Origin of the sequence: uncultured Olsenella sp. (assembly GCF_959602185.1) — a bacterium.
Classification (GTDB): domain Bacteria; phylum Actinomycetota; class Coriobacteriia; order Coriobacteriales; family Atopobiaceae; genus Olsenella_I; species Olsenella_I phocaeensis.
Genome location: NZ_CAUGRZ010000001.1, coordinates 252190 through 278396 on the forward strand (window position 1 = coordinate 252190; position 26207 = coordinate 278396).

22 protein-coding genes and 1 tRNA gene are annotated in these 26207 nt (G+C 69.6%); 3 read left to right on the forward strand and 20 right to left on the reverse strand.

Annotated features, from left to right (window positions below):
* Positions 1-4: 4 nt before the first annotated feature.
* The 20 genes from Q5923_RS01205 to Q5923_RS01300 all read right to left on the reverse strand — a co-directional run bounded on the left by Q5923_RS01205 (position 5) and on the right by Q5923_RS01300 (position 23051).
* On the reverse strand, positions 5-751 hold the full coding sequence (locus tag Q5923_RS01205; RefSeq protein WP_303131582.1) for an energy-coupling factor transporter transmembrane protein EcfT: 747 nt from the start codon (positions 749-751) through the stop codon (positions 5-7).
* Positions 752-2533 (reverse strand): ABC transporter ATP-binding protein, encoded by a 1782-nt coding sequence (locus tag Q5923_RS01210; protein ID WP_303131583.1) that lies wholly within the window; start codon positions 2531-2533, stop codon positions 752-754.
* Between the two features lie 80 nt (positions 2534-2613).
* Positions 2614-3177 (reverse strand): hypothetical protein, encoded by a 564-nt coding sequence (locus tag Q5923_RS01215; RefSeq protein WP_062531213.1) that lies wholly within the window; start codon positions 3175-3177, stop codon positions 2614-2616.
* 46 nt (positions 3178-3223) lie between these two features.
* Positions 3224-3775, reverse strand: a complete 552-nt coding sequence (locus tag Q5923_RS01220; protein WP_303131584.1) for a hypothetical protein — start codon at positions 3773-3775, stop codon at positions 3224-3226.
* A 313-nt stretch (positions 3776-4088) separates the two neighbouring features.
* Positions 4089-4337 carry a 50S ribosomal protein L27 gene (gene rpmA / locus Q5923_RS01225; RefSeq protein ID WP_009279161.1) on the reverse strand — a complete coding sequence of 83 codons (249 nt, stop codon included), beginning with the start codon at positions 4335-4337 and terminating at the stop codon, positions 4089-4091.
* A 50-nt stretch (positions 4338-4387) separates the two neighbouring features.
* Positions 4388-4735, reverse strand: coding sequence for a 50S ribosomal protein L21 (gene rplU, locus Q5923_RS01230; RefSeq protein WP_072499561.1), 348 nt, complete (start codon positions 4733-4735; stop codon positions 4388-4390).
* A 371-nt stretch (positions 4736-5106) separates the two neighbouring features.
* Positions 5107-5805, reverse strand: a complete 699-nt coding sequence (locus tag Q5923_RS01235) for a TIGR03936 family radical SAM-associated protein (protein ID WP_303131586.1) — start codon at positions 5803-5805, stop codon at positions 5107-5109.
* Complete coding sequence (locus Q5923_RS01240; RefSeq protein ID WP_303131588.1) at positions 5795-7678, reverse strand: TIGR03960 family B12-binding radical SAM protein; 1884 nt, start codon at positions 7676-7678, stop codon at positions 5795-5797. Before Q5923_RS01240 ends, Q5923_RS01235 begins: the two co-directional genes overlap by 11 nt.
* A complete protein-coding gene (locus Q5923_RS01245) occupies positions 7675-8643 on the reverse strand; it encodes a hypothetical protein (RefSeq protein WP_303131590.1) in 969 nt (322 codons plus the stop codon). The genes Q5923_RS01240 and Q5923_RS01245 overlap by 4 nt, the downstream gene beginning before the upstream one ends.
* Before the next feature lie 68 nt (positions 8644-8711).
* Entirely contained in the window at positions 8712-9911 is a 1200-nt protein-coding gene (locus Q5923_RS01250; protein WP_009279156.1) for an FtsW/RodA/SpoVE family cell cycle protein, read from the reverse strand.
* A gap of 12 nt (positions 9912-9923) precedes the next feature.
* Positions 9924-11957, reverse strand: a complete 2034-nt coding sequence (gene mrdA / locus Q5923_RS01255) for a penicillin-binding protein 2 (RefSeq protein WP_303131592.1) — start codon at positions 11955-11957, stop codon at positions 9924-9926.
* 8 nt (positions 11958-11965) lie between these two features.
* A complete protein-coding gene (gene mreD, locus Q5923_RS01260; RefSeq protein WP_303131594.1) occupies positions 11966-12544 on the reverse strand; it encodes a rod shape-determining protein MreD in 579 nt (192 codons plus the stop codon).
* A 10-nt stretch (positions 12545-12554) separates the two neighbouring features.
* Positions 12555-13568 (reverse strand): rod shape-determining protein MreC, encoded by a 1014-nt coding sequence (gene mreC / locus Q5923_RS01265; RefSeq protein ID WP_082719560.1) that lies wholly within the window; start codon positions 13566-13568, stop codon positions 12555-12557.
* Positions 13569-13574: 6 nt separating this feature from the next.
* On the reverse strand, positions 13575-14621 hold the full coding sequence (locus Q5923_RS01270; RefSeq protein ID WP_009279152.1) for a rod shape-determining protein: 1047 nt from the start codon (positions 14619-14621) through the stop codon (positions 13575-13577).
* 49 nt (positions 14622-14670) lie between these two features.
* Positions 14671-16071 carry a tetratricopeptide repeat protein gene (locus Q5923_RS01275; protein WP_062531226.1) on the reverse strand — a complete coding sequence of 467 codons (1401 nt, stop codon included), beginning with the start codon at positions 16069-16071 and terminating at the stop codon, positions 14671-14673.
* Between the two features lie 31 nt (positions 16072-16102).
* The gene (locus Q5923_RS01280) at positions 16103-16651 is read right to left on the reverse strand and encodes a peptidylprolyl isomerase (RefSeq protein WP_009279150.1); all 549 of its coding nucleotides are present in this window, start codon (positions 16649-16651) and stop codon (positions 16103-16105) included.
* A gap of 120 nt (positions 16652-16771) precedes the next feature.
* Positions 16772-17776 carry a zinc ribbon domain-containing protein gene (locus tag Q5923_RS01285; protein WP_062531229.1) on the reverse strand — a complete coding sequence of 335 codons (1005 nt, stop codon included), beginning with the start codon at positions 17774-17776 and terminating at the stop codon, positions 16772-16774.
* A 34-nt stretch (positions 17777-17810) separates the two neighbouring features.
* Positions 17811-20495: an aconitate hydratase AcnA gene (gene acnA, locus Q5923_RS01290; protein WP_303131600.1), complete on the reverse strand. Its 2685-nt coding sequence runs from the start codon at positions 20493-20495 to the stop codon at positions 17811-17813.
* Positions 20476-22893: an HAD-IC family P-type ATPase gene (locus Q5923_RS01295; RefSeq protein ID WP_303131602.1), complete on the reverse strand. Its 2418-nt coding sequence runs from the start codon at positions 22891-22893 to the stop codon at positions 20476-20478. The genes acnA and Q5923_RS01295 overlap by 20 nt, the downstream gene beginning before the upstream one ends.
* A gap of 81 nt (positions 22894-22974) precedes the next feature.
* Positions 22975-23051: transfer RNA gene (locus Q5923_RS01300), tRNA-Arg, on the reverse strand.
* Positions 23052-23220: 169 nt separating this feature from the next.
* Between Q5923_RS01300 and aroF the strand changes: the two genes are divergently transcribed.
* From aroF to aroB, 3 genes are read left to right on the forward strand one after another with little or no spacing between them, the layout of a single operon-like run.
* Complete coding sequence (aroF, locus tag Q5923_RS01305) at positions 23221-24252, forward strand: 3-deoxy-7-phosphoheptulonate synthase (RefSeq protein WP_303131604.1); 1032 nt, start codon at positions 23221-23223, stop codon at positions 24250-24252.
* The gene (locus Q5923_RS01310) at positions 24249-25121 is read left to right on the forward strand and encodes a prephenate dehydrogenase (protein ID WP_303131606.1); all 873 of its coding nucleotides are present in this window, start codon (positions 24249-24251) and stop codon (positions 25119-25121) included. The genes aroF and Q5923_RS01310 overlap by 4 nt, the downstream gene beginning before the upstream one ends.
* A complete protein-coding gene (gene aroB / locus Q5923_RS01315; protein ID WP_303131608.1) occupies positions 25118-26206 on the forward strand; it encodes a 3-dehydroquinate synthase in 1089 nt (362 codons plus the stop codon). The genes Q5923_RS01310 and aroB overlap by 4 nt, the downstream gene beginning before the upstream one ends.
* Position 26207: the final 1 nt, after the last annotated feature.

Here is a 26207-nt window from a genome sequence, read left to right on the forward strand (position 1 = left end):
GACGCTAGAAGAGCGCACCCAACGCCACGAGCGCCACGCCGGGAAGCAGGCAGGCGAGGTCCACGGCCGAGAAGGGATAGCGCTTGTAGGAGGACTCCCTGCCCCTGAGGTAGAAGCCCCTCTCCTCCGCGGCGAGCGCCGTGTCGTCCGCGCGGGCGACCGAGGAGATGAGCAGGGGGGCCGCGAGCGGGAGCATGAGGCGGAGCCTGCGGAGGGGGTTGGGCGTGTCGAAGTCCACGCCGCGCGCGGTCTGGACCTCCACGATCTTGGCCATCTGCTGGGAGAAGATCGGCACGAAGCGCAGGGCCGTGGTGATGGTGAAGGCATAGCGGTAGGGCACGTGCAGAACCTCGACGGTGGCATTGGCGAGGTCGGTAAGCCTCGTGAGCGAGAGCATCATGACCAGCGGGAGGGCGAAGGCGACCAGGCGCAGGGCCACGCGCGCACCGCGGTCGAGGCCCTGGTCGGTGACCCAGAGGAAGAGCGGGGTGCCGGAGCGCACCACCACGGTCTGCACGAGGAGCATGAGCGCGCCGAGCGAGAGGAAGCCGGCGAGGAGCGCGAGGGTGCGCCTCAGGATGCCCGCGTAGGCCCCCAGGGCGACCAGGAAGAGCAGCACCCCGAGGAGCATGCCGTAGCCTTGCGCCAGGAAGGTCGCCACGCAGACGCAGACGGCGAGGACAACCTTGGTCACGGGGTTCGCGCGATGCAGCAGGGTCGTGCCCTCGGAGTAGTCCAGCACGGACGCCATCTAGCCCACCAGCCCTTCCGTCACGGCGACGATGTCATGGACCTCGGTGACGCCCTCGTACCCGCGAGAGACGTCGGCCGAGAGCCTGCGGGCGAGCTGGGTCACCTGCGGGGCCGCGACGCACGCGCGCGCGAGCAGGCCCTCGTCGGCGAAGACCTCGCCCGGGAGGCCGTCGGCGAGCACCCGCCCGTCCGCCATGACCACGACCCGGGTCGCGAAGTCGGAGACGACCTCCATGTCATGGCAGACCATGGCCACCGCGCAGCCCCTCGAGCGGGCCACCTCGACCGCCTCCATGACGGTCATGCACTCGCGGTAGTCGAGCCCGCTCGTGGGTTCGTCCAGGATGAGCACCTCGGGGTTGGTGACCACGACGGAGGCCAGGGCGACGATCTGCCTCTGCCCACGTCCCAGCGAGAACGGGGCGGCCTCGGCGGGAAGCCCGAAGTGCACGACGCAGTCGCGCGCGCGGGAGAGCGCCTCGGCGTCGGACGTCCCGAGGAGCTGGAGGCTGAAGGCGACCTCCTCGACCACCGTCTCCTTGCAGATCTGGCGGTCGGGGTCCTGGAAGAGGGTCGAGACGTGCTGCGCGATCTGGCTGGTGCGGGCACGGGAGGTGTCGAGCCCGGCGATGGTGACGCGTCCGGAGGAGGGCTTGAGGAGGCCGTTCATGAGCTTGGTCACGGTCGTCTTGCCGGCGCCGTTCTGCCCCACCACGGCCACGAGCTCCCCCGGGCGCAGCTCGAGCGAGACGTCCTCGACGGACGCCGTCCCACCCGGGTAGCTGAAGCCGACGTGGTCGAACGTGAGCATGGGGTCGCTCGCGAGCTCGAGGGCCGTGGGCTCGCCGTGCCTGCGACCCCCCTCAAGGCGCAGGGGAGGCCGAGTGGCCGCCCACGCCAGGGAGCCCCTCTCCCCCACCACGCGCGAGACGAGCGCCGCCGCCTCGCCCACCGTGAGGCTCACGTCCCCCTCGCGGGCGAGTCCGCGGCTCCTCAGGAGGTTGGACACGCGCGTGACGCGCGGGCTGTCGACCCCCATGCTCCTGAGCTCCTCGGAGTGGGAGAAGACCTCGCGCGGCGTGCCGAGGAGGGCGAGCCTCCCCTCCCTGAGGACGGCGACGTGACGACAGAACTCGCAGAGCAGGGCCACCTTCTGCTCGACGACCACGACGGTGATGCCCTCGCGCCGGTTGAGCTCGCGCAGAGTCTGGAACACCATGAGGGAGGAGGCGGGGTCAAGGGCCGCGGTGGGCTCGTCGAGCACCATCACCGAGGGACGTATGGCCAGGATGGCTGCGATGGCGAGCTTCTGCTTCTGGCCGCCCGAGAGCGTGGCGACCTCTCGGTGGAGGAGCCCGGAGATGCCGCAGGTGGCGAGCGCTTCGCCTATGCGGCCGGGAATCTGATCGTGGGGCACGCCGAAGTTCTCGAGGCCATAGAGCATCTCGTCCTCGACGCTCGAGGCGACCATCTGGGCGTCGATGTCCTGCAGGACGGAGCCCACCTTGCGCGAGACGTCGGTGAGCCCCACTTCGCAGCTGTCCATCCCGCAGACCGTCGCCACCCCCCTGAACTCGCCGGCGAAGTGATGCGGAACGGCACCGGAGAGGACCGAGCAGAGGGTGGTCTTGCCCGCGCCGGAGGGCCCGATGACGCCCAGGAAGTCGCCCGGGGCGATGTCCAGGCAGAGGTCGTCCACCGCCGGGGAGCCTCCCCCCTCGTAGGTGAACGAGACCCTGTCCAGGCTGACGAGGGGATTTGTGGGACCTTGCTGAGACACGCTACCTCCAGAGCCGGCTTCGCCTGCATGACTGCGCCCGGGCGCTGGCGGGCGCTCGGGCGATGGTGACGGTCGGGCGACTAGCGCTTGGCCGCCTTCTTGAGCGGGAGATACAGTACCTGCACGATGACGCAGTTCGCAAGCGCGGTGCCGAACACGACGGGAAGCATGGCGACGACGGACGAGGGCGCCGCACCCAGCACGACGACGGTTGCGACCGTGGCGAAGATGAGGCCGGAGACCGTGGTGGTCACGAAGGCACCCACGAGGGGAAGGACGCCCGCGGACCCACGTCGCGCCACGGCCTGCGCGAACAGGAACATGATGGCACCGCCAGGGATGTCGCAGAGGTACTCGAGGCCGGGGACGGACGTCGTGAGCTGGATGACGGTGGCCGCCAGGACGCCGATGAGCACCGACTGGGGAAGGCTGGGCCTCAGGATGAGGATGGCGAGGCAGTAGGCGGAGATGACGAACTCCGGCTGGATGCCCGTGATCGCGAGCGCCTTGCCCACGGTGATGTTGAGCACGAAGCCCGCCGCCATGAGGACGGCGAGGAGGACGAGGGACGCCACGTCGAGCTTGCCGGCCTTGTCCTGCGCGCTGCTGACGAAGGTGCGGGGTGCGTTGTTGTTCTCTGGCATGGTCTCGTGAGCCTTTCTCTTGTTGGGATGGCCTGGTTCCGCGCGGCTACCGGCGGTGCGACGCGCGCGTGACGACGGGAGCGAGGAGCTGGACGACGATGGCGTTGAAGGCGGCGGTGCCCACGACGATGGGGAGCTTGACGAGGGTGGTCGCCATGCTCGCCCCCATGACCACGTTGCCCAGCGTAGCAAACAGCAGTCCCGAGACGAGCGTGGCGACGAAGGCTGCGATGAGGGGCATCGCTCTGCCCTTGGAAAGCGCGCTGCCCGCGAGCAAGGACATGGCGAGCGCGCCCATCGACTCCGTCACGAAGTTGAGGCCGGAGATGGAGGTCGTGACCTGGCACACGACGGCCGAGAGCAGCCCGAGCACGACCGCCTGGGGGTGGCTGGGCCTGGTAGCGACGATGGCGAGGCAGTAGGCGGCGATGATGAACTGGGGCTTGATGCCGACGATTGCAAGGGCGTTGCCCAGGGTCATGTTGAGGATGAACGCGGCGGCGAGGAGCGTGGCGAGGAGCATGAGGGAGGAGATGTCGAGACCAGTCCCACTGGCAATGGGGCGTACGGTCCTGACCTCGGGGTTCTGAGTGGACATGGTGTTCTCTCCTTCTGACTTTGCTTCTTTGCTGGAACGGAAAAAGGGACCCCCGGTCAACCCGGGGGTCCCTGCTCGGTTGCTATGCGGCAGTGACGCGACTCAGAGTCGACCGGACGAGACGAGGGCCTGCCACCACCAGTTCCTGCGAACGACGCTCTGCTTGCTGCTGGACATGGCTTCCTCCCATCGCTTGGTCTGGACTGCTGGATGCAACCCTATCGCAGCCCTTGCGCGCGGGGACACACGGCTGCGATGCCGTTTCAATGCCGAAACAAAGAAGGGACCCCGAAGGGTCCCGAGGGATGCGGTGCTAGGCGGTGCGGACGTGCACGTAGTGCTTCGCGCCCTTGGTGAACTCGACGGTGCCGTCGGCGAGCGCGAACAGGGTGTCGTCCTTGCCGCGACCGACGTTCTCGCCGGGGGTGATGTGGGTGCCGCGCTGGCGAACGATGATCTGGCCAGTCTTGATGGCCTGGCCGCCATAGATCTTGGTGCCGAGTCGCTGCGCGTGGGAGTCGCGACCGTTCCTGGAAGAGCCCAGACCCTTCTTGTGAGCCATTGTGATACCTGCCTATCTAGTCAAGGGAGAGAAACTGTGTGCCGGGGTGGCTACTCCTCAGTGGAGGCCGACTTGGCAGCCTCGCCGGCCTCGCCGGGGATGGCGACGACCTGGAGCTTGGTGAGGTTCTGGCGGTGACCCTTGGTGCGGTGGTAGCGCTTGCGCTTGTGGAGCTTGAAGACGATGACCTTCTTGTCCTTGAACTGGTCGACGACCTCGGCGGTGACCTTCTGGCCCTCGAGGGTGACAGCGTCAACGATGGTCTTGGTGCCGTCATTGATCATGAGGACATCCAGCTCGACCTTGTCGCCAGGCTGCGCGTCAAGCTTCTCGACATCGATGATGTCGCCCTTGGCAACCTTATACTGCTTGCCACCAGTGGTAACGATTGCGTACATGTGTTAGCCCTTCATACTGGTCCTAGTGCAACAGTCGTACATCTTACTAGCGAATACCTGCTCGGTCAACAGAAAGTATGGGTTCACACGCCGACCACGACAGCGGCCCCCGCCTGCGCGAAGCTTACTCCCCGGGACCCGGCGCGTCCAGCCTCGAGGCGCCGCCACCCCATCGCGCACGCCGTTTCGCACGCCTTCTCCGGCAGGCACGCTCCAACGCACGGTCGTGCTTGCGTTTGCCCAGTTGGGCAGCGGCCCGCCTGTGCGCAAGAGCGTGCGGGACTCGCGGCGCGTGCGTTGGCGCGTGGGCGCCGGAGAACGCGTTGGCGCGTGGATGGCGGAGCGGGGCGAGAGGGCCACGCCTGCAATGCCTACTCCCAGGGGCCCAGCGCGTCCAGCTTCGAGCCGTCGTCGCCCACGTGCCACTGGGCCTCCCGGGAGACCCTGAGCGAGGGAGGGCGGAGCCCCATGAGGCGGAAGGCGGCGTCGAGCAGGACGGCAGGCCTGAGCGACGCCTCGTTGGTCGCATGCGTGACGATGGCGAGCTCGCGGCCGCACGCGTCAACATCCCAGTCCCTGAGGGCGCTGCCAAGGTCGACGACCTTGCGCCTCTCCCCCCTGAGGTACTCGAGGCTCCCCCTGCACCGCAGCTCGCCAATCGCGTCGCCGAGCTGAGCCGGCACCGCCTCCCCCAGGAGCTCCACCCTCCAGAGCGAGTCGGACAGCCATGCCTCGAGCGCGGGAAGCCGGTGCGGCACGTAGCAGAGCGCCTGCGGGGCGAGGCCGGCGGGGGTCGCGTCGCGCAGCGCCGTGAGCGCCTCCCCCTCCCCCACGCGATCCGTGAGCAAGAGGTCGAAGTACTCGCCCCTTGACGACGCCCCCACCGGCAGCGCCTGCGAGAACTGCAGCCGGATGCGACGCGCGAAGCCGTTGCCCACGGCAAAGGGCAGGCCGGAGCGCCTGACGGAGCGGTTGATCGTCGCCAGGACCTCCAGGTGGCCCAGGTAGGCGAGGCGGCCGTCCTTGCCGTAGCGGACGCGCAGCCTGTGCTGCTCTGCCCTACTTGCCATCGCGGACCCCCTCGATGCGGTTCGAGACCGCCAACGTGGGACAGACCCCGCAACCCGTGCAGCTCTCCATGGTGCAGTCGGCCGTGGTGACGCCCACGGCAGCGCGCCTCCACTCCCTCTTGAGGAAGCCCTTCGAGACGGCAGGAGAGGTGTGGTCCCATGGCAGGCGCTGGTCGAGCGACATCGGGGCCGAGGCGACGCCCTCGAGCGAGACGCCGACCTCCCGACCCGCGTCGAGCCAGCGCTGGAAGTCGAACTGGTCGGTCCACGCGTCGAAGCGGCAGCCATGCCTCCAGGCGGCCATGACCAGGTCGAAGCCGGCGCGCCCCATCTTCGAGAGAACCGCCTCCACGAGGGAGACGTCGGCGTCGTGGTACGAGACCTTGATGTCCCTGTCGTGCGTGGAGGCGAGGAGGAGCCGCTGGCGGCGGATCACCTCGTCACGGCCGAGCTGCGCGGACCATTGGAAAGGCGTGTGCGCCTTGGGGACGAAGACCGCGACCGAGATGGAGACCGAGACTCCGCTCTTGTAGCCCCTGCCCACCACCTCGCGACCGATGTCGAGGACGCGCTGGGCGACGGAGGCTATGCCCACGACGTCCTCGTCGGTCTCGGTGGGAAGCCCCATCATGAAGTAGAGCTTCATCCGCCTCCAGCCGGCCTCGAAGGCGTTGCGGGCGGCGAGCTCGATGTCCTCCTCGCTCACATTCTTGTTGATGACGTCGCGCAGGTGCTGGCTGCCTGCCTCGGGGGCGAAGGTGAGCCCTCCCCTCCGGGCGCCACCCACCTCCGCCGCCATCTCGACGCCGAAGGAGTCGAGTCGCTGCGAGGGAATCGAGACGCGCACGCCGCTGCCGGCGAGGTCTGCGTTCAGCTGGTGAAGGATCGCCGCGCAGCCGGAGTGGTCGGTGGTGGAGAGGGAGGTCAGGGAGACCTCGTCATAGCCCGTGATCGCAAGCCCCCTCTCGGCGGCCTCGACGACCTGCGCCCGGGGCCGCTCGCGCACGGGGCGGTAGGTCATGCCCGCCTGGCAGAAGCGGCAGCCCCGTGCGCAGCCCCTGAGCACCTCGACGGCAAGGCGGTCCTGGACGATGCCCATGTAGGGGACGATGGTCTGCGGAAGGGGGTCGGTCGCCGCGAAGTCGGCGACGCAGCGCTTGGTGACCACCTGGGGCGCACCGCTCCCGGGCTTGGGGACGGCGTAGCCCCAGCGCGTCGAGCGCTCGTCCACGACGACGTCATAGAGCGACGGCACGTACACGCCGGGGATGCGGGAGAGCTCGAGCAGCAGTTCCCTCCTGGCGAGGCCTCGCGCCCGGCAGTCTCGCACGCAGGCGCAGACCTCGACGATGGCGTCCTCGCCGTCGCCCAGGATGATCGCGTCGAACATGGGCGAGACGGGCTCGCAGTTCCAGACCGAGGGCCCGCCGGCGATGACGACGGGGTCGTCCTCGTCCCGCTCCGCTGCCCTGACCGCCACGCCCGCGAGGTCGAGCGCCTCGACGATGTTGGTGCAGGCCATCTCGTGGGCGAGCGTGAAGCCCACCACGTCAAAGGAGACGACGGGCGCGGAGGACTCCAGGGAGAGCAGGGGAACTCCCGACTCGCGCATGAGGGCGGACATGTCGACCCAGGGGAGGTAGGACCTCTCGCACGACATGCCCTCCTGGGCGTTGAGGCGACGATAGAGGATCGCGAGCCCCAGGTTGGGCTGCCCCACCTCGTACACGTCCGGATAGATCAGACAGGCGTGGAAGGGGCCCTCCTGGTCCTCGCAGGCGCCCCACTCGTGATCGAGGTAGCGGGTCGGCTTCTCCACGCGTGCGAGCAGGGGCTCGATGCGGTGGTAGAGGTCCTGTCTGGGAAGTCTCATGCGCGCCCCTGTCGGAGGGTCAGGTAACGGTCTTCGGCATCGCCGTCGACGACGCCGGCCCGCGCGGGACGTGAGAGGCGCTCGCGCGCGATGTCGCGGAGCCCCTCCAACGCCTGGCCGACGCGAGCGCGGGCGGAGGAGGGAGGGAGCTCCCGGGCGCCCAGGCGAAGCTCCATCGCCCGTGCCGTGGCGACGGTGCCCGCGTACCCCACGCCGGCCTTGAGGGCCCAGCCCATGCCGGGGACGAGCCCCACGAGGGCTCGCGCGATGGCGCGGTAGAGGAAGCCCGCCCCCAGGACGCCCGCGAGGTCGGCCACACGCTCGAGGCGCAGGGGACGGCCGCAGGCGGCGGCGATGTCCAGGGCGAGCTTGGCCTGGCTCGCCGTCATCACCGGGAGGTCGGCGCCGGGGAGGATCCCCACCGCCCCGACGGCGGCGTTGCCCAGGGCGCAGGCGCGCACGAGCTCCCTCACCTTGGCGGCGCGGCAGAAGGGGAAGTTGGCGGCGAGGGCGATGCCCTTCTCCCCGCAGGCCCCGACGGCCCACGCGGCGATGGCGTCGCCCAGGGCGTCGTCGTTGGCGCCCGCTACGTAGCTCACGAGGTCCGTCAGCTCCATGGCCTCCTCGGCCCGGTCGAGCACCGACTCCACGGCGATCGCGACGGGCACGCCGCGCCCCGCGATGCGCCTGGCGGCGGCGAGCGCCGCAGGGGCGTCCGCGCCGGCGAGCACGAGGGCGCAGTCGGTCCCGGGGGCAGGCTCCTCCCTCAGGGGAAGGACCTCCACGTGGCCGCCGGGAAGCTCCGGGACGAAGCGGCTGCGCACGCAGGAGACCACGGACGGCGGGGCGTCGCGGGCGACCACGACGCCGACGCGCACGCCCTCCGAGCGCTTGCGCTCGCTCTGCCTGCCCGCCCCCAGGATGTCGGCGACGTCGCCGACGCTGACCCGCTTCTTGCCCGCCATGCCCACGCTCCCGTGCTCGGAATTTGACGTACTGCCAAGTGCCCCGACGAGTCGACCCCTCCGGAAGGCTAGCTCACCTTGGTCCGATGGTGCCACACGGACTGCACCATGCCCACCGAGACGAGCTGGGAGACCATGGAGGACGAGCCAAAGCTGATGAAGGGCAGGGGGATGCCCGTGATGGGCATGATGCCGATGCACATGCCCACGTTCTGCAGCAGCTGGAACGACCACATGGTGGCCACGCCCGCCAGGATGAGCTTGCCGAAGGGGTTCTCGACCTTCTGGGCGAGGAGGATGGTGGAGAGAATCGTGACGCCGAAGAGGGCCAGGAGGGCGACCGACCCCACGAAGCCGAACTCCTCGGCGAGGAGGGCGAAGACGAAGTCCGTGTGGGCCTCGGGGAGGAAGCCCCCAGCGGCCTGGCTGGCGTTGCCGACGCCCTTGCCCAGGAGGCCCCCCGACCCGACGGCGATCTTCGCCTGTTGGAGGTTGTAGCCGTTGCCGGAGGGGTCGACCGACGAGTCCACGAACACTATGAGTCTGTTGAGCTGGTAGTCCTTCAGGACGTGCGGGAGTCCTGGCGTCATCGAGGTGGCGACCACGAGCGACGCCATGGCCACGATGCCCGCGATGGTGGCGATGACCCAAGTGCGGCGGGCACCGGAGCAGATGATCACCGACGCGCCCGTGACCAGGATGATGAGGCCCGTCCCGAGATCGGGCTGGGTGAGGATGAGCACGAAGGGGATGGTCAGTATCCCGCAGAGCTTGAGGTAGTCTCGCAGGGACTCGATCTTGCCGTTGTACTCCGCGCCAAGGGAGGCCATGAGGAAGATGGTGACCAGCTTCGCCGGCTCGGAGGGCTGAAAACGCAGGGGGATGAGGGGGACCTTGACCCATCCCGTCATGCCCAGGGCGGACACGCCGAGGCCGGGGACGCTGGGCATGAGCATGAGGATGACGTCGGCGACGAGCAGGGCCTTCGACATGTTTGCGAGGGCGCGGTAGTCATAGCGGTACATGCCGTAGGCCCCCAAGAGGCCGATGGCGATGCCGACGAGGTGCCGCGCGAACGACGCGTTGGCGATGGTGAGGGACGCCGACCAGATCACCACCGCACCGAAGGCCACCAGGGCGAGGGCCGAGAGGAGCTGCGGCAGGTAGAACCGACCTCCCCTCACCGGCTGGCGCATGCCACGGGGTATGAGGGCCTGGAGCTGGGCCAAGAGGCCCTGGGGCTGCTGTGCGGAAAGCGGCTGGGGCATCCTTCCTCCTCCCTAGCGCACGCCGGACGAGTCGACGGCGGTCGAGGAGTCGGGCTCCCCGTAGATCTGGCCCAGGATGTCGCGGACCACGTACATGGCGCCCTCCGAGCCGTAGCCTCCGTACTCGATGAGCGAGGCGACGACGTACTTGGGGTCGTCGGCCGGCGCGTAGGCGACGAACCAGCCGGTGGGGTTGGAGCGCGAGGTCTCGGCCGTCCCCGTCTTGCCGGCCACCTTGTGCGAGAGGTTGGTGAAGTGCGAGGCCTGGGCCTCGGACTCCTCGTAGATGACCCCCACGAGGCCGGCATGCACGAGGTCCATGTAGGAGGGGTCCTCCTGCACCTCGCGCAGCACGCTGGGCTTGTAGTCGACCACCGAGCCAGTGCCCACCGAGGACTTGACCGCCTTGAGAACGTGCGGCTGCCAGACCTTGCCGCGTGTGGAAACGCCGGCATAGGCGCAGAGCATCTGCAGCGGGGTCACCAGGAGGTCGCCCTGGCCGATGACGAGGTTGGTGTTGTCTCCGCCCTGCCAGGAGCGCGCATCGTCGTCGGCGTAGCTATAGTACTCCCACTTCCAGTCGGCGTCGGGAACGCGCCCCGCCGTCTCACCAGGCAGGTCTATGCCCTCGTTCGAGCCTAGGCCCCACTTCCTGAACGTGTCTTGGAGCCCGTTCTTGTCGTTGGAGTAGAAGAAGCCCTTGCCGATCTCGTAGAACACGACGTCACAGGAATAGGTGATGCCCGTCTGGAGCGTCATGTCGCCGTGGCCGTCGTGGTTCCAGCAGTACTGGCCGTAGTCTTTGCCGAACCCCGTCCAGTAGCCCTCGCAGTTGAAGTGCGAGCCCATGGTGGCGATGCCGTAGTCGAGCGCGGCGAAGGTCGAGAGGGGCTTGATGGTCGAGGCGGAGGGGTACTGCCCCGCGATGGCGCGGTTGACGAGCGGGTTGTAGGAGGTCTCGGACGAGAGCTTGTCCCAGTCGTCGGTCGAGATGCCGCCCACGAAGACGTTGGGCGAGAAGGTCGGCTCGCTGGCCAGGGCGATGATCTCTCCGTTGGTGACGTCCATGGCGATGGCGCAGCCGCCGTAGCACTCGGAGCACCCCGCGTCACGCCGCGCCTTGATGTTGCGCGCGAGGGACTCCTCGGCGACCTGCTGGACGCCCGCGTCCAGGGTGAGGATGACGTCCGAGCCACTCCGCGCCTCGACGGCGCTCGAGTACGAGAGGACTTTGCCGTCCGCGTCGACGTAGACCTTCTGCTCGCCCTTGACGCCCTGGAGCACCGACTCATACTGATACTCCACGCCCGCCTGCCCCACCGTGTCGCCAAGCTCGTAGTCTATCGAGCCCTCGGTGGCGTTGGAGTCGAGCTGCTCCGCCTGCTCGGCGGTGATGGAGCCCGTGTAGCCCAGGACGTGGGCGGCGAGGCTCCCCTTGGGATAGAGGCGCTGGGTGCGCTGCTCGACGCTCACGCCCCCGAAGAGGTAGGGATGCTCGTCGATGTAGGCGACCACGCGGCGCGAGACGTCCACCGCGACCGTCCTGAGGTTCTGGGCGCCGGCGGAGCTGTTCTGGATCTTGCGCCTCACCGCCATGGCGGGCATGCCGATGAGGTTGGCGAGCAGCCGGACCTCAATGTCGTCGTCCGCCACGTCGCCCTTCGCGACCACGGTGAGGCTCGCCCGGTTGGTGACGAGCTCCTCGCCGTTGCGGTCGAGGATGCGCCCGCGCGAGGCGGCGACCGAGATGGTGCGCGTGCGGTTCGACTCCGCCTGGGAGGCGTAGTCGTCGCTCGATATGAGCTGCATCGACCAGAGCCGGGCGAGGAGGACCGCGATGATGGACCCCGAGAAGACGCTGAGCCCGAAGAAGCGGGTCTTGAAGCCCGTCTCGGAGGAGGTGTCCGAGCCGCCCGAGGCCTTGGGCGAGGCTCCGCCGATGTCGAAGGTGAAGCGCGCCTCTCCCCTGCCCACGAGGAAGAAGCTGACGAGGAGGGCCACCAGGACCAGAGACAGGATGACTATGACGACGAGGATGGGACTCAAGGTGGCGCCTACAGGCTTCCGAGGTCGAAGCGGCCGCCGCCCTTGCCCTTGCGGCCGTGGAGGCCGCGCGAGCCGCCACCGAGCGAGAGGGGCGAGCCGCCGGAGCGCGAGCCCACGTAGGCGAAGGGCAGGAAGGCGATGGCGCTCAGGAGGAGCGTGGGAAGGGTCCTCAGGAACAGCACGTCGAAGAGCGAGCTCGCCTGCCCGACGAGGAACATGGCCAGGTGGTAGGCGAGGGTGGTGGCCGCGGCGGCGAGCAGGAAGAGGACGACCGAACCCGAGGGGTCCTCCGCGAGGCGGTTCCGCTCCTCCATGCCCATGGCGAAGGAGGCCACGGTGAGCAGGAGGGACATGAGCCCCACGGGTCCGGTGGTGCAGAGGTCGAAGGCGAGGCCCGCGAGGAAGCCGCAGGCGACGCCGGTGCGCCCCCCGATCGTCAGTGCCATGTAGGCCGCGAACACGAGGGCGAAGTTGATGCGCCCGTTGCCGAGGGCGAGGTTGGGTGCCAGCGCGAGCTGGAGGACGAGGCACCCCAGCGCGAGCAGGGCGATGCTCCTGCGGTTCCTGTTGCTGTCGTTTACCTGCATGCTCGCCCCCTCACTCCCCGTCGCTCGACGCCGCGTCCGAGCCATCGGCCGAGGTGCCGGCGTCACCGTCCTTGGCCGAGCCGGCCTTCTCGGCCGCCACAGCCGTGGCCGAGCTGTCCTGCTCGTCCGCGGCCTTGATGTCCTCCGCCGTCGCCTCCTGGTCCTCGGTGAGCGAGGTGACGACGAGGACCTCCTCGAAGCCCTCCGCGGCACCGGTCCCCTCCACCGCGATCTCGTAGTAGAGGGCTCCCTCCGTCTTGTTGACGCTTATGACCTTCCCCAGGGGGAGCCCCTTGGGAAACACGCCGCCGAGGCCGCTCGTGACGACGGTGTCCCCCACGGCGACGGTCTGGTCGGTAGCGATGAGGGTGAGGCGGAGGGACCCGTCGGGAGAGCCCCTGAGTATGCCCTGGGCCCTGCTCGACTGAACCATGGCCGAGACGGACGAGTTCTCGTCGCTGACGAGGCGGACCGTCGAGGAGGTCGCCCCGCACTCGATGATCTGCCCTATGGCGCCGGAGGAGTTGGTCACGGGCATGCCCACGGCGAGCCCGGACGCGCTGCCCTTGTCGATGGTCACCGTGCGGCTCCAGGAGTCCGTGGACCCCGCGATGATGCGGGCCGCCGTCGACTGCAGCTTGTAGCTGCTCTTGAGGGCGAGGAGGTCCTGGAGGCGCGTCGCGGTCTTCTCCGCCTCCTCGAGCTCGGCGTTGCGGGTGGTGAGCTGCTCGTTCTGCTCGCGGAGCTCCTGGAGGGTCGCCTGGTCCGCGGTGAGGTTGGCGAACACGTTGCCCAGGCCCTGGAAGGGCACGGTGACGGCGGAGCCGAGGTAGCGGATGGGCATGGCGATGGTCGAGAAGCCGCCGCGCAGGGTGGTGAAGAAGCCGCCGCCCGACTCGCGCGCGCTCACCGTGAACATGACCAGCGAGAGGGCGACGAGCGCCACCATGAGACGCATGCCGGACTCGGGCTCGTTTCGCCGTATGCCGGGCGCGCCCTTCAGGCCGCCCCCCTTGAGCTGCATGGTCGCCTACAGCCCCGCGCTCTGGACGAAGCCGCCCGAGAGCGCATTGGCCTCGAGGACCTTCGCGCAACCGTTGACGACGTTCTCGAGCGCAGTCGGGCTCACGTTGACGGGCACGCCCGTCTCGTCGCGCAGGCGCTGGTCGAGCCCACGGAGCAGGCCGCCGCCGCCCGTGAGGAGGACGCCGTAGTACATGAGGTCGCTGGCGAGGTCGGGCGGGGTGACGTCGAGGGCGTCCTTGACGGCCTTGGTCACCTCGTCGAGGGGCTTGTCCAGGGCGCGGCGGATCTCCTCGGACTCGATGCGCACGGTCTTGGGCAGGCCGCTCATGACGTCCCGTCCGTTGACCTCGACGTCAAGCTCCTCCGCCAGGGGCGCGGCGGAGCCGACCTTGATCTTGATGTCCTCCGCAGTGCGCTCGCCGATCGAGAGGTTGTAGGCGTCGCGGACGTGCTCGAGGATCGTCTGGTCGAACTCGTCACCGGCGGTGCGGATGGACTGCGAGACGACGATGCCGCCCATGGCGATCACGGCGACCTCCGTGGTGCCGCCGCCGATGTCCACGACCATGGAGCCCGTCGGGTCCTCGATGGGGAGGTCCGCGCCGATCGCGGCAGCCATGGGCTCCTCGATGAGGTAGGCCTGGCGCGCGCCGGCAGAGATCGTGGCCTCGAAGACGGCGCGCTTCTCCACGGACGTGACGCCGGAGGGGACGCAGACGACCACGCGGGGCCTGGGCGACCAGGGATAGCGACGCGTGCCGCGCGCCTTCTCGATGAAGTAGCGCAGCATGACCTCGGTGACGTCGAAGTCGGCGATGACGCCGTCCTTGAGGGGGCGCTCGGCGATGATGGAGCCGGGGGTGCGGCCGATCATGCGCTTCGCGTCGGCGCCCACGGCCAGGACGCGGTCGGCGCTCTGGTCGATGGCGACGACGGAGGGCTCGTTCAGGACGATGCCCTGCCCGCGTGCCGCCACCAGGGTGTTGGCCGTGCCGAGGTCGATGGCGAGGTCGCCGTCATATTCGCCGAAGAGTGAGTCGAGAATCGGCATTGTCTTCCTGTTCCTATCGAATGGTTACCGTGACGGTCCCAAGGTGACGCTAGTCGGTCGCGATGCTGCCGGTGGAGGTCCCCGCAGCGTCACCGCTCGTCGCAGGCTCGCCCGCAGAACCTGCAGCCGTGGCCGCGGCGTCGCTCGAGGCGCTGGTGGTGGCAGCCGTCCCCCGCTGGGAGGCGTAGGACGCGCTCACGCCGCTCACCTTCCAGCCGATGCCGTCGCGCACGAGCTCGACGGTGTAGCTCTGCTGGCCGCCCGCGGGGAGCGTGGCGGTGGCGAGGACCTTGGAGGCGGCCATGGACTGGTCCACCCCGTCTATGCTGAGCGAGCTCACGGAACCCGGCAGCACGGCCTTGATCTGGGCACGTGCCTCGTCCGAGACCGAGCCGGAGAGGTACGACGCCACGTCGCCGCCCGTCACGCCCGTGGAGAAGAGCTCCTTCACCACGGACTCCTGGGTGGGCCAGCCGTAGCCGCGCCAGTACGCGTAGCCACCGCCGGCGCAGAGGATGAGGGCGACGACGAGGAGGGCGAGCAGGAAGCGGAGGAAGGGGTGCCTGCGCTTGCGGCGCACCTTGCGCTCCTGCTGCACCAGGTCCTCTTCGCTGACCGAGAAGAAGCCGGTGTCCTCGGGCGAGGGCATGAACTCGCCGCTGGAGCCCGTCGGGTCGAGGGGGTCGTAGCCGGCGCTGCCATAGCCCGCGGCCGCGAGGAAGGCGTCCGTCTCGGAGGGGCCGCTGCCGGCGATGGCCGCGACGGCGCGCTTCGCGGCCTCGAAGGCGGCGTTGGCCTCGGGGCTCAGGGTGTGGGAGCCGTCTGCCGTGGCATGCCCGAAGGCGTCGACCGCCTCCGCCATGCGGTTGGCCGCCACGTAGGCAAGACCCAGGTCGCCGTAGATGGCGCTCTGGCTCGCGAGCGGGGTCGAGAAGTCAAGCGCGGTGCGATAGGCCTCGACCGCGTCGACCGCACGGCCCATCTGCATGAAGCAGCCGCCCAGCTCGCGCAGGCTCGAGGAGGGGTCGGGGTTGGCCTCGTCAATGGCGGCGCTGCGGTACGCGACGCCGGCCTCGCGGACGTTGCCCAGGCGCTTGTAGGCGTTGCCCAGGGCCACGTAGGCCTTGTAGGGGGTCGAGTACTGCTCGTCCTGGGTTGCCAGGGTGAGGGAGGCCACGGCCTCCTGGGGGCGGTTCGCGGCGAGGAGGGCGCGGCCCCTGTTGCAGGCGAGTGCGCCGGCATGGCCGTACGAGGCGTCGCCCAGGGCGTCCGCGTAGGCCTGGGCCGCCTCCGCATAGCGCCCGAGGCGCATGAGGCAGTTGCCCCTGAGGTGGTCGATGGTCCCGGAGACCTCGCCTGGTCCCTTGGCCGAAGAGAGTTGGGCGAGGGCCTCCACGAGGTTGCCCTGCTTGTAGGCGCTCTTCCCTGCCTCGAAAGCCTGCTGGTTCACGTTTCGCTCCTTATCGCCGCGCGCAAGGCGCCTAGTTGTCCTCGACCTCGATGCGCACCGACTCGATCACGTCACCCGCTCGGAGGGCCGAGATGACGTCCATGCCCTCCAGAGTCGTGCCGAACACAGTGTATCCCGAGTCGAGCATGTGCTGCGCGCCCAGGCAGAAGTAGAACTGCGAGCCTGCGGAGTCGGGGTCCTGGGAACGCGCCATGGCGAGGGCGCCGTCGACGTGGCTGTTGCGGGGGTTGGTGCTGTACTCCTGGCGGATGCGGTAGCCGGGTCCGCCGGTCCCGGGCATGCCGGAGGGGCCGGGCATGCCCGAGGCGACCTGCTCGGGGGTCATGTCGCGGGTGTTGGGGCAGCCGCCCTGAATCACGAAGCCCGGCACGTAGCGATGGAACTTGAGGCCATCGTAGAAGCCCGAGCTGGCGAGCTCGCAGAAGTTGGCGACGTGGACGGGCGCCCCCTCGCCGTCGAGGGCGACGCGAATCGTGCCCTTGCTGGTGGTGAGGACGGCGACCTCGCCCCCCTCGAGCTCGTAGCTGGGCGTATAGAGCGGGTCAGAGAAGAATCCCATGGCTTCAACCTCCTGGGACGCAGATGATTCGGGCTTTGGTCGGGCTCGACGGAGCGTGCGGACCATCTGCTGATTCTACCAGCAGGGGGTCCCTTTCACACATTCGGCAGAGAAGCGCGGTCAGGGGCGCGACGGGCGTTCCTTGGGCTCCCACTGGGCATAGCCCTGGTCGAAGAGTGCCTTGAAGGACTCGGCCGGCGAGCCCCCGTCGGCGCTCACGGTCGAGAGGATCTCGTCCGCGTGCTGGGAGGGGTCCTGGAACGAGACGGCCTTCGCCCAGCCGGACGACACTGCGTCCATGCGGTTGCGAAGCCAGTTGCCCAAGGTGGTGAGGTTCTGCTTGTCCTCGGCGTAGGTCCCCGAGGTCACGTCTATCTCGGACAGGGACGATATGAGGTTGCTGATGTCGATGGAGAGCTGGTCGGCGCGGGCCTTTCCGGCCAGGAGCTCGTCCGATGACGAGCTCGCGTAGCCCGAGACGAGCTCGTCCTGGCTCTGGTCGAGCCTCTCCGAGAGCTCCCCGAGCTGCCCCCAGGCGTCACCAAGCAGCCTCAGGGTGCGCTCGTCCCCGCTCTCTATGGAGCCGCTAGCCGAGCCACTCCCCGCGTCCTGCCCCTGGAGCTGCTTGACCAGGCCGGGGAAGCCGGCCATGGAGGTGTCTGCGTCCTCCTTGGCGCGGATGTCGTTGGCAGCGGGGTCCCAGGGATGCGTTATCAGCACCACTCCCCCGCCCACCACGACTAGGGCGCATGCCACGGCGAGCACGAGCACGCGCAGCCTGGGGAGTCGGTCCATCTGGGCGGAGGGCAGGGCGAGCTCCTCCTCCGAGGGGATGGCGCTCTCTATGCGGGGTATGGAGTGGGTCTCGCCCAGAGGGGACTCCTCGCCGCGGGCCTCACGGGGGGCGAGCCCGTCCACCGCCCTCGCGCCGTCGCCACACGCCGGCTCCTGCGGCATCCCGCAGGAGGGGCAGACCTCGTCCCCCTCGCCCACGAGCGCCCCGCAGTTGGGACACCAGCGGCCCTCCTGGCGCGGCATCGAGACCGTCATGCCGAGGTCGGCCCTGCAGGCGGGACAGACCGCCGAGCCGTCAGGCACGTTGGACCCGCAGTTGGGACAGATCATGGCGGAACTCCTTGGCTCTTCCGGGCGAGGCGGCCTACGAGAGGCTGTCGAGGACGTAGGGCAGTATGCCACCGGCAGTCATGAAGCGCGCCTCGAGCGGGGTGTCGACCCTCGCGACGCAGGAGAAGCGCAGCTCGCTGCCGTCCGCCCGACGCGCCACCACCTCGCAGTCGCGCTCGTTGGGGAGCCCCCGGGAGAAGTCGATCGCCTCGACGTCGAACGACTCGCTGCCGTCCAGGCCGAGCTCCGCGACGCCCTCCCCCTCATGGAACTGGAGGGGCAGCACGCCCATCTGCACCAGGTTGGAGCGGTGGATGCGCTCGAAGCTCTGCGCCAGCACCGCACGCACGCCCAGGAGGGCCGGACCCTTGCCCGCCCAGTCGCGGCTGGAGCCGGAGCCATAGAGCTTGCCTGCGAGGACGACCAGGGGCACGCCCTGGGCCCTGTAGTGGCAGGAGGCGTCGTATATGCTCTTGACCTCGCCGTCGAGCAGGTCGCGAGTCCAGCCTCCGCTCCTCCCGCCCGCGAGGGCGTTCCTCAGCCTGACGTTGGCGAAGGTCCCGCGCATCATGACCTCATGGTTGCCCCGACGGCTCCCGTAGCTGTTGAAGTCCTCGGGGGCCACGCCCCTCTCGCCCAGATAGCGGGCGGCGGGAGAATCCGGCGCGATGGAGCCGGCGGGAGAGATGTGGTCGGTGGTCACGAAGTCGCCGAGCAGGGCGAGGCAGCGCGCGCCCCTGATGGCGGGCGTGCCGCCGCGCTGGTCCGCGTCGAAGTAGGGGGCCCTCCGGACGTAGGTGGAGTCCGGGTCCCAGGGGAAGGTGTCGGACGAGCCGGAGTCGATGCGCGCCCAGGAGGCGTCGCCCTCGAAGAGGCGGCGGCCCCCCTCCGCGAAGAGGCTCCCGTCGAGGGCGGAGGCCAGGGCGTTGTCTATCTCGGCCTGGGTGGGAAGGAGCTCGGAGAGCATGACCGGCCCGTCGGGGCCGACGGCCACGGGCTCGCGCGAGAGGTCGACGTCCACGCTGCCCACGAGCGCGTAGGCGACGACGAGGGCGGGCTGGCAGAGGTAGTTCTGGGCGACGTCGGGAGAGATGCGCCCCTCGAAGTTACGGTTGCCCGAGAGCACGCTCGCGAGCTCCAGCTCGTCCGCGACGGCATGCAGCCCGGGCAGGATGTCGCCCGAGTTGCCGATGCAGCTCATGCAGCCGTACCCGCAGGTGGCGAAGCCGAGCTCGGCAAGAGGGGTGAGGAGCTGCGCGCGCTCGAGCAAAAGCGTCGTGGCGTGGCTGCCCGGCGCCAGGATCCGCTTGACCCAGGGCTTGGCGGAGAGCCCCCTCCCCCTCGCCTTGCGCGCAAGTATGCCCGCGGCGACCATCATCGCCGGGTCGGTCGCGGTGGTGCAGCTGGTGATGGCGGCGATCGCCATGGTCCCGTGCCCGAGCTCGAACTCGCGGTCGCCCACGGTCACCTTCCTGGCCAGGCCCGGTTCGCGGCCGTGCTCCGCCAGCGAGGCACGGAAGCGCGTGCGCAGCTCGGAGGGCACCAGACGGTCGTGCGGGCGGGAGGGACCGGCAAGGCTCAGCTCGACCTCAGTCAGGTCGAGCTCGACGCTGCGGGAGTAGCGCCTGCCCTCGGAGCCGCCGAAGACGCCCTCCCGCTCCAGGAAGGCCCGTGCGAAGGCGAGCTCGCCCTCGTCGCGGCCGGTGAGGACGAGGTAGTCCATGGCCGCCTCGTCCACGGGGAAGAGGGTCGTCGTGGCGCCGTACTCGGGGGTCATGTTGGCCACGCAGGCACGCTGCGTGGCGCTGAGGGTCGCCGCGCCCTCCCCCGTCACCTCCACGAGGCAGCCCACGACGCCCTCGGCGCGCAGGCGCTGCGCCACGGTGAGGGCGAGGTCCATGCCGCTCACCCCGTCCGGGAGGTGGCCCCGCAGCCTGAGCTCGACCACGGGAGGGACCAGCATCGAGATGGGCTGGCCGAGCGCGGCGGCCTCCGCCTCGATGCCACCCACCCCCCAACCGAGAACGCCGAGCCCGTTCGCGGTCGTGGTGTGCGAGTCCGTGCCGACGAGCGTGTCGAAGCAGGCCATCTGCGACCCCGCCGGCGCCTGGGCGTCGCGCGAGACGACCTCGCAGAAGCGTTCGATGTTGAGCTGGTGGCAGATGCCGCGTCCGGGCGGGACGATGCGGACGTTGTCGAAGGAGCCGGCGGCCCACTTGAGGAAGGAGAAGCGCTCGTGGTTGCGCCGTGCCTCGAGTTCCTGGTTCTGGGCGACGCACCCCTCCGCGCCCGTGTGGTCGGCGATGACGGAGTGGTCCACGACCAGGGTGCAGGGAATCTGCGGGCTCACGGCGGCGGGGTCTCCCCCGCGCTCGGCCATGGCGTCGCGCATGGCGGCGAAGTCGACGAAGACCGGCACGCCGGTGAAGTCCTGGAAGAGCACGCGGGAGGGCATGAAGTCGATCTCCTCGCCCTGGGTGCCGGCAAGGCCCGCCTCGACCACGCGACGCGCGAGCCTCACGGCGTCCTCGTCGCTCGCGGCCCTCCTCACGCAGTTCTCGAGGAGGACGACCAGGGCGCGGGGAATCTGGCGCGCGCCGGGGATCCCCGAGACGTCGATGTAGCTGCGCTCCACGCCACCAGCCGCCAGCGCCTTCGGCACGCGAGCCTCCGCCACCGCCGCCTCGAACGCGGCTGCGTCAATCTTCTGCAAACCCATGAGAGCTGCCTCCAGTCATCCTGTCCATCAGGCGCACGACCGCCCCCGCCACGCGGCCGTCCGAGCACGAGCGCTCGAAGAGCCGGCCGAAGAGCCTCCATGACGCCAGCGAAATCGCGCCCAACACTATAAGCATGGCAGGACTTGGCGGAGAAAGCCTGTAAAAGTCCGGAAACGCGAGGCTTCCGCCCGCGACCACGACGACGACCAACGCGAGGAGCGCGACCCTCAGCCCGTTGAGCGGATGGCAGATGCGCCAGACCAGCGCGAAGCCCACCACGCTGACGATGGCCATGCACATGGCCGAGGACTCGGAGAAGCTCATCTGGTCTATGCCGCGCGAGAGGAGCGCGACGAGGAGGCCCAGCGAGATGACCGCCGCGGCGGGCAGCGACCTCCTGAGCACGTTGTCGAGGAAGCGGCCCGAGACGCGGTCGTGGTTGGACTCGAGGGCGAGCACGAAGGAGGGGATGCCGATGACCGCCGTGGAGACGAGCGACATCTGCACGGGTATGAAGGGGTACGGCGGGAGCACCACGCAGAGCGCCGCCACGACGGTGGAGAAGACCGTCTTCACGAGGAAGAGCGACGCGGAGCGCTGGAGGTTGTTGATGGAGCGCCTGCCCTCGGCCACCACCTCGGGCATGTGAGAGAAGTCGTCATCCGCGAGGACGAGGTCAGAGACGTTTCGGGCGGCGTCGGAGGCGCAGGCGAAGGAAACGGAGCAGTCCGCCGCGCGCAGGGCGAGGATGTCGTTGACGCCGTCGCCCGTCATCGCGACGGTCCCGCCCTCCGCCTGGAGGGCGCGCACCAGCGTGCGCTTCTGCTCCGGCGTGACGCGGCCGAAGACCCGCCCCGACCGCACGCTGCGCGCGAGCGCCTCGTCATCAAGGCCAGAGGCGTCCACGGCGGCCCCCGCCCGGGGCACCCCCGCCCTCGCAGCGATGGCGGAGGCGGTCGCCGCATCGTCTCCCGAGATGACGATCAGCTCGACCCCCTGCGCGGCGAAGTAGGACATGGTGTCGGCCGCGGAGGGCCTGAGCTCGTCGCGCAGGACGACCTGACCCAGGAGGCGCGGCTCGCCGACGGGAAGCCCCCGCACGTCGAAGCCGTCGCAAGAGCACACGACGAGCACGCGCTCCATGGGGTCGGCCCGCACGTCATCGAGCGCGGCAGCGCGCTCCCGGCCGAGCACGAAGGGGGCCGCGCCCAACACGAAGGCCTCGCCGCCCTCGAGGACGCAGCCCGAGAGCTTGCGGGACGAGTCGAAGGGGACCGAGCGCGCGACTTGCTCCTCCGCGACCCTCTCGGCGTCCGTCCAGGCGCAGACGGCAGCGCTGGTCGCGTTCTGGTCGCCAGAGTTCGAGCGGGCGACCGCAGCGGCGGCGCGCCTTGCGAGCCCCTCCGGGACGCCTGGCGCGCCGGCGACGCGCGCCAGCTCCATCGAGCCGGTGGTGAGCGTCCCCGTCTTGTCGAGGCAGAGGGTGTCCACGCGCGCGAGGGTCTCAACACAGCGGGAGCGCTGGACGAGCACCTCGCGCCGGGCGAGCCGCGTCGCCGCGATGGCCATGACGCTCGAGACGAGCAGGACGAGCCCTTGGGGGATCATGCCGTTGACCGCCGCGATGGTGGAGAGGATGGCCTCGTCGAGGCTCGATTCGCCGAGGAGGTACATCCGCGCGAAGAGCAGGATTCCCATGGGCACGAGCACGGTCGTCGCGCAGCGCACGATGAGGTCGATCGAGTCTACTATCTCGGAGCGGGCGGGGCCCGCGTGGCATGCCTCGCGGGCGAGCCGCGCGGCGAAGCCCTCCGCCCCCACGACGCGCACGCGCGCCCCGAGGGAGCCCGAGACGACGAAGCTGCCGCCGACGAGCTCGTCGCCCGCCGCCTTGGGAACGAGGCGGCTCTCGCCCGTGAGCAGCGACTCGTCGACGCTCGCCGCGCCCCAGAGCACGGTCGAGTCCGCGGGGACCTGGTCCCCGTGCGAGACGAGGATGACGTCGCCGAGCACGATTCCCTCCCTGGGAACCCTGGCCTCCTCGCCGTCACGCAGGATCCTTGCGGGCTGGTCGGTGAGGATCGAGAGGCGGTCGACCATGCGCTTCGCCCTGAGCTCCTGCAGGATGCCGATGGCGAGGTTGGACAGCACGACGCCCATGAAGAGCAGGTTGCGCCATTCACCCGTGACGGCGACGAGCAGGGCCATGATTAGGTTGATGCAGTTGAAGGTGGTGAGGAGGTGCTCCGTCACGATCTGCCGCACGGACCTCGTGCGGACGGTGGTGCCGGCGTTGGACTTGCCTTGCGCCTCGAGCCGACGGGCCTCCTCCCAGCTCAGCCCCCGCTCCGCACCGGCGCCCGCGCGGGGCACCCCGTTGCTCTGGTTCGTCGTCACTCGACCTCCCGGACGGCTTGTCCCAAGGCTCTGGGCATGAAAAAGGCCGCCGGCTTGCGCCATCGGCCCTTCGAGCTTACTTGGTGACCCCGGTGGGGCTCGAACCCACGGCCTTTCGCTCCGGAGGCGAACGCTCTGATCCACTGAGCTACGGGGCCATGGCACGGAAGTATAGACCAAGCAGGCGGATGCGCGCGCAAGACCAAAAGCTCCACAGGCCCGCCTCCCCCGCCGGTGTAACGCTTTGGATAAGGCGCCGGGGCCATCGGCCCGCTGTAGTAGCATCGATGAAAAACTCGCTGGGCCCTGGCCCGGAAAGGCCCGCACATGATTGTAATCGTCAAGGAAAGCGCCACCCCCGAGCAGCTCGACCACTTCGTGAGCTGGATAGAGGACCGCGGCTTCAGGACCAACGTCTCGCACGGAGAGAACAAGACGATCGTGGGGATCATCGGCGACACGACGCGGATCGACCCCTTCCTCCTCGAGTCGATGGACATCATCGATCAGGTCAGGCGCGTGTCCGAGCCCTTCAAGAAGGCGAACCGCAAGTTCCACCCCGCCGACACGGTCGTCGACTGCGGCCACGGGGTGCTCCTGGGCGGGGGCAACTTCCAGGTCATCGCCGGCCCCTGCTCAGTCGAGGGCGCGAACCTCATGGACATCGCCCGCGCCGTCAAGTCGGCCGGCGCGGGGCTCCTGCGCGGCGGCGCCTACAAGCCCCGCACCAGCCCCTACTCGTACCAGGGCATGGGCGAGAGGGGCCTCAACCTCCTCATGGAGGCAGGAGGCGAGCTCGACCTCCCCGTCGTGACCGAGGTGATGGACCCCCGCGACGTCCAGCTCTTCCTGGACAAGGGCATCGACGTCATGCAGATCGGCGCCCGCAACTCCCAGAACTTCCCCCTCCTGCGCGAGGTGGGCAAGACCCAGGTGCCCATCCTCCTCAAGCGCGGCATCTCCGGCACCATCGACGAGCTCCTCATGGCCGCGGAGTACGTCATGAGCGAGGGCAACCCCAACGTGATCCTCTGCGAGCGCGGCATCCGCAGCTTCGAGACCCGGACCCGCAACACCTTCGACGTGAACGCCATCCCCGTGCTGCACCGGCTCTCGCACCTCCCGGTGGTGGGAGACCCCAGCCACGCCACGGGCCACACTCGCTACGTGAGGCCCATCGCCTACGCCGCCTGCGCAGCAGGGGCCGACGGCCTCGAGATAGAGGTCCATGACCAGCCCTCGAAGGCCTGGTCGGACGGGGCCCAGGCGCTCACGCCCACGCAGTTCCGCGACGCCATGAGGAGGATCGCCCTCATCCGCGATGCAGTCTGCGCCGACCTCGGCGAGGGGGACGAGTGACGGGCGCGGGCGGGGCGCGCTTCGTCCCCGGGCGCGTGGGGGTCGTGGGGCTCGGCCTCATGGGCGGCTCCTTCGCCAAGGCCATGCACGCCGCGGGGCGCGAGGTGCTCGGCTGGAACCGGACGAGCTCCACCACCGAGCTCGCCCTCATCGAGACCATCGACGCCGTCCTGGACGACGACTCCATCGGAAGCTGCGAGCTCATCGTGCTCGCCGGCTACCCCCAGGCCGCCATCGACTGGCTGCAGGAGAAGGCCGCGCTCGTCTCGCCCGGGGCCATCGTCATAGACACGGTGGGCGTCAAGCGCGTCATCTGCGAGCGCTGCTTCGCCATCGCGGAAGGCCGCCCCTTCACCTTCGTGGGCTGCCACCCCATGGCAGGCACCCAGCACTCGGGCTTCGCCCACAGCAGGGCCAACATGTTCCGCGGCGCCCCCATGGTCGTGGTGCCGCCGCCGATGGACGACTTCGCCCGCCTCGACGTGCTCGAGCGCCTCCAGGACCTCCTCGAGCCCTGCGGCTTCGGCTCCTACACGCTCTCGACGGCCGACCACCACGACGAGGTGATCGCCTTCACCTCCCAGCTGGCGCACGTGGTGTCCAACGCCTACGTGAAGAGCCCCACGGCACAGGACCACAAGGGCTTCTCGGCCGGGTCCTACAAGGACCTGACGCGCGTGGCCCGCCTCAACGCCCCCATGTGGCGGGAGCTCTTCCTCGACGACGCCGACCACCTCTCGGAGGAGATAGGCCGCATCGTCCAGAGCCTGCAGCAGTACAAGGACGCCCTGGACGCCAGGGACGGCGAGCGGCTCGAGGCCCTCCTCGCCGAGGGCGACCGGCTCAAGAGGGAGGCTGAGAGGCGATGAGCGACGCCGTCTCCATAGCGGTGGACACGCCCTCCCGCTCCTACCAGGTCACCGTGGGAAGCGGGGTGCTCGGACGGCTCGGACGGCTCGCCCGCGCCGCCTGCGGCGGCCAGAGGGCCTGCGTCGTCTCGGACTCGAACGTCGCCCCCCTCTATGCCGAGGCGGCGCTCGGGAGCCTGCGCGCTGCTGGCTACGAGGCCGGCCTCCTCACCTTCCCCGCAGGCGAGGCGTCGAAGAACGTCCGCACTCTCTCGGCGCTCCTCGAGGGCATCGCCGGGCTGGGGCTCACCCGCGACGACGTGGTAGTGGCGCTGGGAGGCGGCGTCACGGGCGACATGGCGGGACTCGCAGCCGCCCTCTACCTGCGCGGCTGCCAGGTCGTGCAGGTGCCCACCTCGCTCCTCGCCATGGTCGACTCCTCCGTGGGCGGCAAGACCGCCATCGACCTCGAGGCGGGCAAGAACCTCGCCGGCGCCTTCCTCCAGCCCTCGCTGGTCCTCGCCGACGTGGACTGCCTCAAGAGCCTCTCCGCCGGGCTGCTGCGCGACTCCTGTGGGGAGGTCGTGAAGCATGCCGTCCTGAACGGCCCCCAGATGCTCCGGGACCTGACCGAGCACCCCGCCAACGAGTCGCTGGAGCCCGGGAGGATGACGGCCCTGGTGGCACGCAACGTGAGAATCAAGCGCGACGTGGTCGCCGACGACGAGCGCGAGCGCGGCCTCAGGCAGACGCTCAACCTGGGACACACCATCGGGCACGCCATCGAGGCGGCGAGCGGCTTCGCCCTGGGACATGGCAGCTCCGTCGCCGCAGGCCTCTGCTGCATGGCCCGCGCCTGCGAGCGCAAGGGCTGGAGCGAGCAGGGGCTTGCCGCGCTCGTCGAGGGGGCGGTGCGGGCGCACGGGCTGCCCACGGGCACCGACGTGCCGACGGACGACCTCATGCGCTTCGCGGCGCACGACAAGAAGAGGCACGCCGACTCCGTGAACGTAGTCGTCCCCCTCGCCCCAGGCAAGGTCGAGGTCAGGGCCGTGGGCCTCGACGGGCTGCGCGAGCTCATCGAGCTCGGCTGCGGAAGGGACTAGG

What these genes read in the sequence shown, in the direction of transcription:
- Q5923_RS01240 (WP_303131588.1), bottom strand. Translation starts at nt 7,678, where the DNA reads ATGAGACTTCCCAGACAGGACCTCTACCACCGCATCGAGCCCCTGCTC.
- Q5923_RS01270 (WP_009279152.1), bottom strand. Translation starts at nt 14,621, where the DNA reads ATGCCGATTCTCGACTCACTCTTCGGCGAATATGACGGCGACCTCGCC.
- acnA (WP_303131600.1), bottom strand. Translation starts at nt 20,495, where the DNA reads ATGGGTTTGCAGAAGATTGACGCAGCCGCGTTCGAGGCGGCGGTGGCG.
- aroB (WP_303131608.1), top strand. Translation starts at nt 25,118, where the DNA reads ATGAGCGACGCCGTCTCCATAGCGGTGGACACGCCCTCCCGCTCCTAC.
- mreD (WP_303131594.1), bottom strand. Translation starts at nt 12,544, where the DNA reads ATGCAGGTAAACGACAGCAACAGGAACCGCAGGAGCATCGCCCTGCTC.
- Q5923_RS01280 (WP_009279150.1), bottom strand. Translation starts at nt 16,651, where the DNA reads ATGGGATTCTTCTCTGACCCGCTCTATACGCCCAGCTACGAGCTCGAG.
- rplU (WP_072499561.1), bottom strand. Translation starts at nt 4,735, where the DNA reads ATGTACGCAATCGTTACCACTGGTGGCAAGCAGTATAAGGTTGCCAAG.
- Q5923_RS01285 (WP_062531229.1), bottom strand. Translation starts at nt 17,776, where the DNA reads ATGATCTGTCCCAACTGCGGGTCCAACGTGCCTGACGGCTCGGCGGTC.
- Q5923_RS01220 (WP_303131584.1), bottom strand. Translation starts at nt 3,775, where the DNA reads ATGTCCACTCAGAACCCCGAGGTCAGGACCGTACGCCCCATTGCCAGT.
- Q5923_RS01215 (WP_062531213.1), bottom strand. Translation starts at nt 3,177, where the DNA reads ATGCCAGAGAACAACAACGCACCCCGCACCTTCGTCAGCAGCGCGCAG.
- mreC (WP_082719560.1), bottom strand. Translation starts at nt 13,568, where the DNA reads ATGCAGCTCAAGGGGGGCGGCCTGAAGGGCGCGCCCGGCATACGGCGA.
- Q5923_RS01205 (WP_303131582.1), bottom strand. Translation starts at nt 751, where the DNA reads ATGGCGTCCGTGCTGGACTACTCCGAGGGCACGACCCTGCTGCATCGC.
- Q5923_RS01245 (WP_303131590.1), bottom strand. Translation starts at nt 8,643, where the DNA reads ATGGCGGGCAAGAAGCGGGTCAGCGTCGGCGACGTCGCCGACATCCTG.
- rpmA (WP_009279161.1), bottom strand. Translation starts at nt 4,337, where the DNA reads ATGGCTCACAAGAAGGGTCTGGGCTCTTCCAGGAACGGTCGCGACTCC.
- Q5923_RS01235 (WP_303131586.1), bottom strand. Translation starts at nt 5,805, where the DNA reads ATGGCAAGTAGGGCAGAGCAGCACAGGCTGCGCGTCCGCTACGGCAAG.
- aroF (WP_303131604.1), top strand. Translation starts at nt 23,221, where the DNA reads ATGATTGTAATCGTCAAGGAAAGCGCCACCCCCGAGCAGCTCGACCAC.
- Q5923_RS01250 (WP_009279156.1), bottom strand. Translation starts at nt 9,911, where the DNA reads ATGCCCCAGCCGCTTTCCGCACAGCAGCCCCAGGGCCTCTTGGCCCAG.